Origin of the sequence: Tessaracoccus lubricantis, from assembly GCF_039544535.1 — a bacterium.
In the GTDB taxonomy this organism is placed as follows: Bacteria; Actinomycetota; Actinomycetes; order Propionibacteriales; family Propionibacteriaceae; genus Arachnia; species Arachnia lubricantis.
This window is the reverse complement of sequence record NZ_BAABLV010000017.1, coordinates 1-12173: the sequence shown is the minus strand read 5'-3', so window position 1 is coordinate 12173 and position 12173 is coordinate 1. Positions and strand designations below refer to the sequence as shown.

The following is a 12173-nucleotide window of genomic DNA, read 5'->3' as shown; positions in this document are numbered from 1 at the left end:
ATGGCGTGGACGAGGGACGAGATGGCCGCGATGGCGGCCTCCGAGCTGCGTGACGGCGACTACGTCAACCTGGGCATCGGCATGCCCACGCTGGTGGCCAACAACCTGCCCGACGGCGTGCACGTGGTGCTGCAGAGCGAGAACGGCATCCTCGGGATGGGGCCGTTCCCCTACGAGGGCGAGGAGCACCCGGACCTCATCAACGCGGGCAAGCAGACCGTCACCCTGCTGCCCGGCGCGGCGATCTTCGATTCGGCCACGAGCTTCGGCATGATCCGCGGCGGCAAGATGGCCGCGGCCATCCTCGGCGCCATGCAGGTCTCCGGCTCCGGGGACCTGGCGAACTGGCAGATCCCCGGCAAGCTGGTCAAGGGCATGGGCGGGGCGATGGACCTGGTGGCCGGCACGGAGCGGGTGATCGTGTTGACCGAGCACGTGGCCAAGGACGGGTCACCGAAGATCGTGGCCGAGTGCACGCTGCCGCTGACCGGCAAGGGCGTGGTGCAGCGCATCATCACCGACCTCTGCATCTTCGACGTGGTCGACGGCGGGTTGGTGCTGCGCCGGGTGGCACCGGGCCATTCGGTGGAGGAACTCGAGGCCAAGACGGGCGCGGAGTTCTCGGTGGATCTGGAGGAGGCGGCATGAGGGACGTCGTGATCGTGGGCGGGGCGCGGACCCCGCAGGGTCGCCTGCTGGGGCAGCTGGCGTCGTTGACGGCCGTGGACCTGGGCGCGCACGCGATCCGGGCCGCGCTCTCGCGGGCCGGGGTCGCCGCAGGGGCGGTGCAGTACGTGTTCATGGGTCACGTGATCCAGGCGGGCTGCGGGCAGAACCCGGCGAAGCAGGCCGCGGTGGCGGCCGGGCTGGGCATGGACGTGCCGGCCGAGACGGTCAACAAGGTGTGCCTGTCCGGGCTGGCCGCAGTGACGAACGCGGCTCGGTTGATCCGTCTGGGCGAGGCCGACGTCGTCGTGGCCGGCGGCATGGAGTCGATGACCAACGCGCCGCACCTGGCTAGGGTGCGCGCCGGCGTGAAATACGGGGCGGCCTCGCTGGAAGATGCCGTGGCCGCCGACGGGCTCGACGACGCGGCGGACCGCATCTCGATGGGCCTGCTGACCGAGCGCGGCAACGAACGGCACGGCTTCACCCGCGAGGAGCAGGACGCGGTGGCGGCAGACTCGCACGTGCGGGCCGCCCGGGCCGCGGCCGACGGGCTGTTCGACGACGAGATCGCGCCGGTGACCATCCCGCAGCGGCGGGGCGAACCCCTGGTGCTGACCAGCGATGAGGGCGTGCGCGGTGACTCCACCGTCGATACCCTGGGTCGACTGCGGCCGGCGTTCCGCGAGGACGGCACGATCACGGCGGGCAACGCGTCGCCGATCTCCGACGGCGCAGCGGCCCTGGTGGTCACCTCCCGGGAGTACGCGGAGGCCAACGGGCTGACCGTGCTGTGCGCCGTGGGCGAGGCCGGCCAGGTCGCCGGGCCCGACACGCAGCTGCACGAGCAGCCCTCGCGCGCGCTGGCCGCGGCCCTGGACCGCGCGGGCTGGGCGGTGGACGAGCTGGACTTCATCGAGGTCAACGAGGCCTTCGCCGCCGTCGCGCTGGCGTCGCTGAAGGAGTTGGACTACCCCTGGGAGAAGACGAACCTGCACGGCGGCGCCGTCGCGCTGGGCCACCCCGTCGGCGCCTCCGGCGCCCGGCTGGCGCTGCATGCGGCGTTGGAGCTGCACCGTCGCGGGGCCGGGCGCGCCGGAGTCGCCTTGTGTGGCGGCGGCGGCCAGGGCGAAGCCCTGCTCCTGCACGCCGGCTAGGCCGTCAGGCCCTCCCGGACCGCGAGCGGCTGGTACACGCACGTCGGGTCCGACGCCAACGGGTCGCCCAGCATCGCGTGGGCCCTGGCGCGACTCCCGCCGCAGATCCAGTTGAACTCGCACACGCCGCACTTGCCGGTGTACGACGACGGGTCCCGCAGCGCCTTCATCATCGGCGCCTCGGCGTAGATCTCGCGGAACGACTGCTCCTTCACCGAGCCGCACTTGTACGGCAGGAAGCCCGAGGGGTAGACGTCGCCGATGTGGTCGACGAACGCGAACCCCCGGCCGCTGTTGACCCCGATGGGCGGCCGCGGAGTGCGACGCTCGACGACGCTGCCCAGCAGCCGCTCGGTCTCCTCCGTCAACCACGCATGCAGTTCACCGCGCTCAGGCATGGGCTGGCCGGCGGCGCGCAGGTCGTCGCGCTGGATGGCGACCCGACGATAGTTCGGCGCCTCCGTCACCTTGACGGCGATCCGGTCGGAGACGTCGTGCAGCCAGTGGAACACGTCCTCCATCTCCTCGGGGTCCAGCGGTTCGAGGTTCGAGCCGCGACCCATCGGCACGAGGAACAGCACGTACCACATGCCGGCCTGCATGCTCATCGTCGTGGCCAGCAGCTGCGGCAGTTCGCGCAGGTTGTTGCGGCAGATGGTGGTGTTGACCTGGAACCGGAACCCGTGCTTGACCACGAGTTCCGCAGCCTTCATGGTGTCGTCGAAGGTGCCCTTGATGCCGCGGAACGAGTCGTGCGTCTCGGCGGTCGCGCCGTCGAGCGACAGGGAGAACGCCTTCACGCCTGCCTCGCGGACGGAGGCGAGGCGCTCGTCGGTCAGCAGCGGCGTCACCGACGGCGACAGCGCCATCGGTAGCCCGATCGAGGTGCCGTAGGCGATGAGTTCCTCGAGGTCGGGGCGCTCGAACGCGTCGCCACCGGACAGGATGACGATGGGCTTGGGCGTGCCGTAGGCGGCGAAGTCGTCCAGCAGGGCCTTGCCCTGTGCTGTGCTCAGCTGGCGTGGGTCCGCCCTCGTGAAGGCGTCGGCACGGCAGTGCCGACACGCCAGCTGGCACGCCCGGGTGACCTCCCACACCAGCACGTGGGGCCGTTCGCCGGCGTCGTGGTGCAGGGTGCGGACCACGCCCTTCGACTGCGGCTGGTGCATGGGGTGGTGAGACATGCCGTGATCCTACATGCAGTAGTAACCACTCCAGGACCCGGACCTCGGCGCTAGGCGACGAGGACGGGCAGCGGGTCGAGGCCCACCAGCACGTCGGTGCCCACCGCGAGCTCGGCCGTCTCGCGTGCCGTGACGAACGCGGTGAGCTCCTGGGCCGACTCCGCCATCGCCAGGTGCACGACGGCGTGGTCGCCCTGGAACGACAGCTGCCGCACGGTGGCCATCTTGCCCGCGCCGCCGTCGACGTGGTCCTCACAGGCCGTGACGGTGACGCGCTCGGGCCGCACCAGCGCAGTGCCGCGCCCCTCCCGGATGGACCCGGGCAGCGCCGGCACCCACTGGTCCATCACCAGCACGCCACCGGCCGAGACCACGCCCGGCAGCTCGTTGGTGTCACCGATGAAGCGCGCCACGAACTCCGTGGCGGGGCGTTCGTACAGTTCGCGCGGCGTGCTCAGCTGCTCGAGGCGGCCGGCCTGCATGACGCCCACCCGGTCCGCCATCGCCAGGGCCTCGCCCTGGTCATGCGTGACGAACAGCGTGGTGGTGCCCAGTTCCTGCTGGATGCGGCGGATCTCGTCGCGCAGCTGGACGCGCACCTTGGCGTCGAGCGCCGACAGCGGCTCGTCGAGCAGCAGCACGTCGGGCTTCGAGGCCAGGGCCCGGGCCAGCGCCACCCGCTGCTGCTGCCCGCCGGACATCTCGTGCGGGTAGCGGTCACGCTGGGCGATGAGGCCGACGAGCTCCAGGTGCTCGTCGATGATCGCCTGCCGCTTGCCGCGGGGCACCTTGCGCATCGACAGCGCGAAGTCGAGGTTGCCCGTCACCGTGAGGTGCGGGAACAGCGAGTAGCTCTGGAACACCATCGCCATGTTGCGCTTGTTCGGCGGGGTGTGGGTGATGTCGCGGGCACCCACCGACACGGTGCCGGCGTCGAGTTCCTCCAGGCCGGACAGCACGCGCAGCGCCGTCGTCTTGCCGCACCCGGACGGTCCCAGCAGGGCGACGAGCTCGCCGGGGCGGATGTCGAGGTCGAGGTCGTCGAGCGCCTTCACCTGGCCGAAGCTGCGGCGCAGGCCGCGCATCTCGACGCCGACGGCGGGGTGGTTGTTCATGGCCTGACCTTCTTCTTCGGCTGCCGCGAGGTGATGTAGCTGAGCCCGACGAGCAGCGCGATGCCGAACAGCAAGGTGAGGAGGGACACGGCCGCCGCCACCTGCGGCGCGGCCTGGTTGACCAGCATCACGCCGGTCTGGAGGTTCTCGCGCGCCAGCATGCGGGCGATGGTGAACTCGCCCAGCACGACGGCGATCGAGATGAACGCCGCCGACGCCACCGCATTGCGGAGGTTGGGCAGGACCACCCGCAGCAACACCGTCGGCCACGAGGCGCCCATGGAGCGGGCGGCGGCGGTGAGCGTGCGCACGTCGATGGCGCTGAGGCCGGAGTCGAGCGCGCGGTACGCGAACGGCAGCACCAGCACCACGTAGGCGAAGCAAAGCCAGATGGCGTTGGTGTCGAGCACGCGCGTGGCGATGAAGCGGTACACCGGCACGAGGCCCACCACCAGCACGATCGCCGGCAGCGTCAGCGGGAGCAGGACGATGAACTCCACGATGCGCGACAGCTGCGGCAACCGGAGCCGCACCCACACCATCGTGGGCAGCAGGAGCACGAACATGATGGTCAGCGTCAGCACCGCGATGATGAGCGAGTTGGTCAGGCCGGTGTAGAGCGGGCCCAGGCGGGCTGCATCGCCCGCGCCGAACAGGCGGCCCCACGCGTCCCACGAGTAGGCGCCGGTGAGGGGGAAGCGGATGGAGAACTCGAACAGCGCGTAGAGGGGGTAGGCGAGGAACAGCCCGACGGCGCCGAGCACCACCCAGCGCATCACCGCCTGGCGGCGGGCGCGGGCCCCGCTGCGGCTCATCGGGTCCACCTCGCGGTGCGCTTCTGCAGCAGCGCGTACAGCGCCATCACCACGGCGATCACGACGATCATGCCGGTGGCCAGCGCCTGCGCGTACGAGTGCATGTCGATGTTGTTCTCGTTGCGAATGGCGCCCTCGATGGCCATCGGCACGATGATGGTGCGCTGCGAGATGAGCGCGGCCGCGGTGGCGTAGGCCGAGAACGCGTTGGCGAACAGCAGCAGGAAGCTGCCGAGGAAGCTGGGCGCGAGGATGGGCCCGGCCACGCGCGTCCAGTAGGTCCAGCCGGAGCCGCCCAGGTTGTCGGTGGCGTCGCGCCATTCCTTGCGCAGCCCTGACACGGCCGGGAGGAACACGATGATCATCAGCGGGATCTGGAAGTAGCAGTACACGACGATGAGGCCGGGCACCGAGGTGAGGAAGTCGCCCGGCACGGTGATGCCGAAGGCGCCGGCCATGAGGCGGGTGAAGTTGCCGTTCTTGCCCAGCACGGAGATGAACGCGAACGCGAGCATCACGCCGCCGAACTGCGCCAGCACCGACGACACCGCGGTGTAGACGCGGTGCAGCGGCGATGAGGGCGGCACGGTGGACAGCGCATGGGCCGCGACGCCGCCCACGACGGCGCCGATGAGCGCCGACGCGAACGACAACCACGCCGTCGTGGCGAAGATCTGGGCGGTAGCGGGCGTGAAGAGCTTGGCCACGCCGTCGACGGTGAACTCCCCCGCGCGGTTCCTGAACGCGCCGAAGATCACGATGACCGTCGGCAGGAACAGGAACACCGCAAGATAGGCGAAGAAGGGAAGCGTCACCGCCGCGTCGCGCACCTGCCGCGCGAGGCGTGTCCTGGGCGCCTTCACGCCCGCTGCCGTCTGGAGCATCAGGAGATCGTCGAGTCCCAGTTGGACTGGAGGAACGCGGTGATGGCGTCGGCCTCCTCAGTGGTGGGCGAGACGAGCGCGTCGACCTGCGGGGCGGCTGCCTTGGCCTCGTCGGAGAAGTCGTCGCCGTAGAGGCCGTTGAGCACCGGCACGGCGCCGCCCTCGGCCCACAGGTTCTGCGCGGCGGCGGAGTACAGGAACTCCTGCCACAGGCGAGCGGCCGCCGGGTTGGGGGCGTCGACGTTGATGGCCTGCTTGTAGTACGAGCCCAGCGCGATGTCCTCGGGCAGGAACGTGGCCCACTCGACGCCCTGCGCCTCGAGCTTCTCCGTGACGGGCACCATGTTGTAGGACCAGTCGAAGACGACGCCGTGCTCACCGGACTCGATGGTGCCCGGGGTGACGTCGGTCAGGTTCAGCACCTTGGCCTCGTTGAGCTTCTTGAAGTAGTCCAGGCCCGGCTGCGGGTCTGCCATGGAGCCGCCGTTGGCCAGGTTGGCCAGGAGGAAGCCGTTGAACGCGGCGCCGGCCTCGGCGGGCTTGCCGTTGAGGGCGACGGTGCCGGCGAACTTGGCGTCGGTCAGCTCGTCGATCGAGGTGATCTCACCGAAGAGGGTCTTGTTGTAGCCCACCACCATGACGCCGGTGTAGTCGGAGACCCACAGGCCGGTCTCCTCCTTCTGGTCGGCCGGGATCTCGTCGAACTGCTCCACCTTGTAGGGGGCGAAGTAGTCGGTCGACGACAGCGCGACGTTGGTGCCCAGGTCGAACACGTCGGGAGCCTTGTCGGTGCCCTTGTTGGCCTCGGCGGCGGCGATCTCCTCGGCCGAGGAGGCGTCGGGGGCCTGCTCGTTGATGGTGATGCCGTACTTGTTCTTGAAGCAGTCGATGATCTGGCCGTAGTTCGCCCAGTCGTGGGGCAGCGCGATGGTGTTGAGCTGGCCCTCGGCCTTCGCGGCGGCGACGAGGCCGTCGATGCCGCCGAAGTCGGCGGCGGAGGTGGCGGTGGCCGCGTCGATCTCGGCCTCCTTCGCCTCGATGTCGACGGGGGCGCAGGCGTCGCCGGCAGCGGCGTTGGCAGCGGCGGCTTGTTCGCCGTCGGCCGGGGTGGTGCTGTCCGCACCGCAGGCGCTGAGCGTCACCAGGGCGGCGAGGCCGACGAAGGCGGCTGTACGGGTTGCTCGCATGAGCGTGTCCTCTTCTCGTTCGGGGCAGTCGTCCGACCACCGCCGTGGAAGCTATGCCTGTCGGCTGAACGATTCCTGCGCGCTACCTGAACGGCGGGTGAACGGTTGGCGACGCGCCTCTGGTGGCCGTGTCGCTGAACCCGGCAGCGGCGGGGGTGTCCGGATCGCTAGGCTGTGGCCAGACCGAGGACGTTAGGGGTTGCCGGTGAAGGGCATCGTCGTTTTCTCCGGGTCGGCACATCCTGAGCTTGCCGACGAGATCTGCGACCACCTGGGGCTGCGGCGCTCCGGGGTGAAGATCTCACGTTTCAGCAACGACTGCCTCCAGGCCCAGCTCCTGGCCAACTGCCGCCAGCGCGACGTCTACATCGTGCAGCCGTTGGTGCCGCCCACGCAGGAGCACCTCATGGAGCTGCTGCTGATGATCGACGCGGCCCGCGGCGCCTCCGCCGGGCAGATCACCGCCGTCATCCCCCACTACGCCTACGCGCGCTCCGACAAGAAGGACGCCTCGCGCATCTCGATCGGCGGCAAGCTGGTGGCCGACATGCTCGCGACGGCGGGCGTGGACCGGGTACTGACGATGAACCTGCACGCGCCCCAGGTGCACGGCTTCTTCTCGGTGCCCGTGGACCACCTCACCGCGCTGGGCGTGATCGCCGACCACTACCGCGACAAGGACCTCACCAATTGCGTGGTCGTCTCGCCCGATCTGGGCAACGCGAAGCAGGCGACGCTGTTGTCGCGGCTGCTGAACCTCCCCGTCGCGGCCGGCTCGAAGCAGCGCAAGGCCGACGACAAGGTGGTCATCGACGCCATCGTCGGCGACGTGCAGGGCAAGCGCGCGATCGTGCTCGACGACGAGATCGCCACCGGCGGCTCCATCGTGGAGATCGTGCGGGCGCTGCAGGACTTCGGCGCGGCCGAGGTGAGCGTGGCCTGCACGCACGGGCTCTTCACCGGCAACGCCGTCGAGAAGTTGATGGGCACCGACGCGATCAAGGAGATCGTGTCCACCAACACCGTCCCGGCGCCGAAGAACTTCCCGGGCCTGACGTGCCTGAGCGTCGCGCAACTGTTCGCCAGCGCGATCGACCGCATCCACAACGGGCGCTCCGTGTCGAAGCTGTTCGACAACGTGGACCCGACGCACGCTCCGCCGCCGCAGCCCGAGGGCCTGTTCTGATCGCTCCCTGAGCCTGAGCGCCAGCGAAGGTCGAAGGGCCCCAAACTGCCCCGCCTGCCTACCCCAGACCGCGACGGCGGCGCAGGCGTTCGAGCACCTCGCGCCAGCTGGGCACCACCACGCCCTGCGCCTCCATCAGCTTGCGGAGCCGGCGCCGGCTCAGCAGGATGCCCGCGATGCCGACGAGGAAGAACGGCGCCTGCAGCGCCCAGGCCAGCCGGAGGTGCTCCGGCGTGTAGGCGCGGCCGCCCGCGATCCAGTCGAGGAACACACCCATCAGCAGGATCAGCAGCGTGCCGCCGGTGAACGCGCCGGTGATGACGATGCCGTTGGCCGCACCCAGCCGCGTCGACGGCAGCGAGGTGCGCGGGAAGTCGAAACCGATGCCCGTGCCCGGGCCGCCCACCGACAGGACGACGACGAGCAGCACCAGCAGCACCCACGGCGCGCGGCCCGGCCACAGCAGTACCGCGGCCCACACGAGCATCAGCGACCACACGACGATGAGCGCCAGGGTGCTGCGCCGCAGCGGATGCCGTGCGGTGAGCGCCCCGATGACCGGCCCCGCGAACATCGACGCGATCGACAGGAACGTGAACAGGCCGGAGGCCTGCAGCTGGCTGAGGCCCTGCCCCACGATGAGGTACGGCATGCCCCACATGAAGATGAACGCGTTCATCGAGAAGCCGGAGGTGAAGTGCACCCAGAACCCGAGCTGCGTGGCGGGGTGCCGCGTGACGCCGGCGATGCGGCCGGGGATCTCGCGCAGCGGGTCGACGACGGTGTCGGCCTCCTCGCCGGGTGGCGCGTTGCGCACCCAACCGACGATGGCGAGGGCCGCGAACACGCTCGCGCCGGCGACGAGCAGCAGGCCCATGCGCCAGCCCATCGTCTGGATGAGCGGCAGCACCAGCACCACCGACGCTATCTGGCCGAACCCGGCGAACATGCCGGTGACCTGCGTGAGGATGGGGATGCGGCGGGGCTCGAACCAGCGCGGCAGCAGTTTGAGGATGCCGTTGAAGATGCAGGCGTCACCCACGCCGAGCAGGATGCGGGCCGCGTACGCGAGCGGCAGGTCGTCGGCGAGCGCCAACAGGGCCTGCCCGCCGACGATCAGCAGGAGGCCGCCGGTCATGACGGCCCGTGACCCGTACCGGTCGAGGGTCAGCCCCACGGGCACCTGGGCCAGCGCGTAGACCGCCAGCTGCAGCACCACGAACGTGGAGATGATGCCCGGGGTGGTGCCGAAGTGCTGGGCGGCCTCCAGGCCCGCCACGCCGAGGGACGTGCGGTGCATCACGGCGACGGCGTAGGCGAGCAGGCCGACTCCCCAGACGACCCACGCGGCACGGCCGTACCCGCTTGTACTCACAAAGCAACCCTAGCCTCTGCCCACGCTGCGGCCCGTGTGCCAGAATGAAAGTGGCGTGCCCGTGTCGCATCTTCCTCGTCCGCTCCGCTGCGGACGGGTCGAACTTCCGCCGGGCCACTGGACAGCGTCCGCCTCGTCGCCTCCGAGGAGCAACCATGTCCGCAGCACTGGATACCGCCATCTCCCACGTCACGGCCCCCGACGCCGAACGACGCACCCCGCACCACCGTCGTTTCCTGATGTGCAGGCCAGACCACTTCGAGGTCACCTACGCCATCAACCCGTGGATGCAGCCCGACCGGCCCACCGACACTGCCCGCGCCGTCGCCCAGTGGCAGGAACTGCACGACCTGTACGTGGCGCTCGGGCACGACGTCGAGCTCATCGAGCCCGTCCGCGGCCTGCCCGACATGGTCTACACCGCCAACGGCGGCCTCGTCGTCGACGGCCGGGCGTACCTGCCCAGGTGCCTGTACCCGGAGCGGGCCGGCGAGGCGGCTGCGTTCGCCGACTGGTTCCGCGGCAACGGCTACGACACCGTCGAGCCGACGCACGTCAACGAGGGCGAGGGCGACTTCCTCCTGGTGGGCGACACCATCCTGGCCGGCACCGGGTTCCGCTCCACGCCGGAGAGCCACCGTGAGGTGGCCGAGCTGTTCGAGCGCGAGGTGGTCTCGCTCACCCTCATCGACGCCCGGTTCTACCACCTGGACATGGCCATCGCCGTGCTGGACTCCGAGCGCGGCGAGATCGCCTACCTGCCCAGCGCCTTCGACGCCGCCAGCCGGGCGGTGCTCGAGGAGCGATACCCCGACGCCATCGTCGTCTCCGATGAGGACGGCGCCGTGTTCGGGCTCAACTGCGTCAGCGACGGCTACCACGTGATCCTCCCCCGCTCGGCGCACGAGTTCGCCCGGCAACTTCGGGAGCGGGGCTTCCAGCCCATCCCGGTGGACCTGTCGGAACTGCTGCTGGGCGGCGGTGGCATCAAGTGCTGCACGCTGGAATTGAGGGGCAGCGAGGTGTCGCCGTCGGGCCCCCGTGTCGTCGATGGTGGCGCGGCCGAGCTGCACGTGGCGGAGAACTACCACCCGCTGCCGGTGACCATCGCGTCGGCGGAGGGCGTGTGGGTGACCGACACCGAGGGCCGACGGTACCTCGACCTGCTGGCCGCCTACTCCGCAGTGAACTTCGGGCACCGCCATCCGGCGCTGGTCGACGCGGTTGCCGAGCAGCTGGGGCGCGTGACGCTCACCAGCCGGGCGTTCAGGAACGACCGCCTGGAGCCCTTCGCTGAGGCGTTGGCGCGGCTGTGCGGCAAGGACCTGGTGCTGCCGATGAACACCGGCGCAGAGGCCGTGGAGACCGGGATCAAGGTGGCCCGTGCGTGGGGCTACCGCGTCAAGGGCATCCCGGCGGGGAAGGCGCGCATCGTGGTGGCGGCCGGCAACTTCCACGGCAGGACGACGACGGTGGTGAGCTTCAGCGACGACCCCGTGGCCCGCAACGACTTCGGCCCCTACACCCCCGGCTTCGACATGGTGCCCTACGGCGACGCCGACGCGATCGCGGCCGCGATCACGGACGAGACGGCGGCGGTGCTCGTCGAGCCGATCCAGGGCGAGGCGGGCGTGATCATCCCGCCCGACGGCTACTTGCGGCGGATCCGGCAGCTCTGCGACGAGCGAAACGTGTTGTTCCTGGCCGATGAGATCCAGTCGGGCCTGGGCCGGGTGGGCGAGACGTTCGCCTGCGACCGCGAGGGCGTGGTGCCCGACCTGTACCTGCTGGGCAAGGCGCTGGGAGGCGGCATCCTGCCGGTGTCGGCCGTGGTGGGCAGCCGCGAGGTGCTGGGCGTGATCCGGCCGGGTGAGCACGGTTCGACGTTCGGCGGCAACCCGCTGGCGGCGGCCGTGGGGCTGCGGGTGGTGGAGATGCTGCAGACCGGCGAGTTCCAGGAGCGCGCACGTCGGCTGGGCGGGCACTTGGCGGGTCGGCTCGAGGAGTTGATGGGGCACGGTGTCACCGCCGTCCGCGTGGCGGGGCTGTGGGCCGGCGTCGACGTCGACCCCGCGGTCGGCACGGCCCGGGAGGTCAGCGAGCGGCTGATGCAGCGGGGCGTGCTGGTGAAGGACACGCATGGGCAGACCGTGCGCATCGCCCCGCCGTTGGTGATCAGTGAGTCCGAGCTGGATTGGGCGGTGGAGCAGCTGCGGCTCGCCCTGAGCGACGTCGCCCCCTGAGCCGGTCCCTGAGCGTGCCCTGCGAGCTTGCGCTTGTCCTGAGTGTTCGCGAGGAACGAGCGAACAATCGAAGGAAGCACCAAGCCACGACGAAGGGCCGGTCCCTGAGCGTGGCATGTGCGAGGGACGAGCACCAGGACACGACGAAGGGGCCCCGCAGCCGACCCAGCACCCCCACCAAAGACGTTGGGGATTCGATGGCAAACGTCATCGATATTGACCCCATGCTCGTTTAGAATAGTGGTCATGAACGAGACAGTCGAGCTGCTGCAACGCGCGATGGCCGCGCTGTGGGACACCGCTGCCTCACTCTCCCCGGACCCGTTGAAGTTCGAACAACGCCTCGCGCTGGTCGAACACC

At 70.2% G+C, this 12173-nt stretch carries 10 protein-coding genes; 4 read left to right on the top strand and 6 right to left on the bottom strand.

Features of this window, described 5'->3' with window-relative positions; genetic code table 11:
• Window positions 1–648 (top strand): CoA transferase subunit B, encoded by a 648-nt coding sequence (locus tag ABEA30_RS04840; protein ID WP_345579803.1) that lies wholly within the window; start codon window positions 1–3, stop codon window positions 646–648.
• The gene (locus tag ABEA30_RS04835; RefSeq protein ID WP_345579800.1) at window positions 645–1823 is read left to right on the top strand and encodes an acetyl-CoA C-acetyltransferase; all 1179 of its coding nucleotides are present in this window, start codon (window positions 645–647) and stop codon (window positions 1821–1823) included. Before ABEA30_RS04840 ends, ABEA30_RS04835 begins: the two co-directional genes overlap by 4 nt.
• Here the strand turns inward: ABEA30_RS04835 and ABEA30_RS04830 are convergent.
• Genes ABEA30_RS04830 through ABEA30_RS04810 form a run of 5 tightly spaced genes read right to left on the bottom strand, consistent with a single transcriptional unit; the run spans window position 1820 to window position 7008 of the window.
• Window positions 1820–3007 (bottom strand): TIGR04053 family radical SAM/SPASM domain-containing protein, encoded by a 1188-nt coding sequence (locus tag ABEA30_RS04830; protein WP_345579797.1) that lies wholly within the window; start codon window positions 3005–3007, stop codon window positions 1820–1822. The genes ABEA30_RS04835 and ABEA30_RS04830 overlap by 4 nt on opposite strands.
• A 50-nt stretch (window positions 3008–3057) precedes the next feature.
• A complete protein-coding gene (locus ABEA30_RS04825) occupies window positions 3058–4122 on the bottom strand; it encodes an ABC transporter ATP-binding protein (RefSeq protein WP_345579794.1) in 1065 nt (354 codons plus the stop codon).
• Complete coding sequence (locus tag ABEA30_RS04820; RefSeq protein ID WP_345579791.1) at window positions 4119–4937, bottom strand: ABC transporter permease; 819 nt, start codon at window positions 4935–4937, stop codon at window positions 4119–4121. Before ABEA30_RS04820 ends, ABEA30_RS04825 begins: the two co-directional genes overlap by 4 nt.
• Window positions 4934–5821 carry an ABC transporter permease gene (locus ABEA30_RS04815; RefSeq protein WP_345579788.1) on the bottom strand — a complete coding sequence of 296 codons (888 nt, stop codon included), beginning with the start codon at window positions 5819–5821 and terminating at the stop codon, window positions 4934–4936. The genes ABEA30_RS04820 and ABEA30_RS04815 overlap by 4 nt, the downstream gene beginning before the upstream one ends.
• Window positions 5821–7008 carry an ABC transporter substrate-binding protein gene (locus tag ABEA30_RS04810; RefSeq protein WP_345579785.1) on the bottom strand — a complete coding sequence of 396 codons (1188 nt, stop codon included), beginning with the start codon at window positions 7006–7008 and terminating at the stop codon, window positions 5821–5823. Before ABEA30_RS04810 ends, ABEA30_RS04815 begins: the two co-directional genes overlap by 1 nt.
• A gap of 205 nt (window positions 7009–7213) precedes the next feature.
• Here ABEA30_RS04810 and ABEA30_RS04805 point away from each other — a divergent pair, with 205 nt between their 5' ends.
• Window positions 7214–8194, top strand: coding sequence for a ribose-phosphate diphosphokinase (locus ABEA30_RS04805; protein WP_345579782.1), 981 nt, complete (start codon window positions 7214–7216; stop codon window positions 8192–8194).
• A 58-nt stretch (window positions 8195–8252) separates the two neighbouring features.
• Here the strand turns inward: ABEA30_RS04805 and ABEA30_RS04800 are convergent, their stop codons facing one another.
• Entirely contained in the window at window positions 8253–9569 is a 1317-nt protein-coding gene (locus tag ABEA30_RS04800; protein WP_345579779.1) for an MFS transporter, read from the bottom strand.
• Between the two features lie 155 nt (window positions 9570–9724).
• On the opposite strand from ABEA30_RS04800, the gene rocD reads away from it, so the two are divergent.
• The gene (rocD, locus tag ABEA30_RS15920; protein WP_386085807.1) at window positions 9725–11812 is read left to right on the top strand and encodes an ornithine--oxo-acid transaminase; all 2088 of its coding nucleotides are present in this window, start codon (window positions 9725–9727) and stop codon (window positions 11810–11812) included.
• The last annotated feature ends 361 nt before the right edge of the window (window positions 11813–12173 follow it).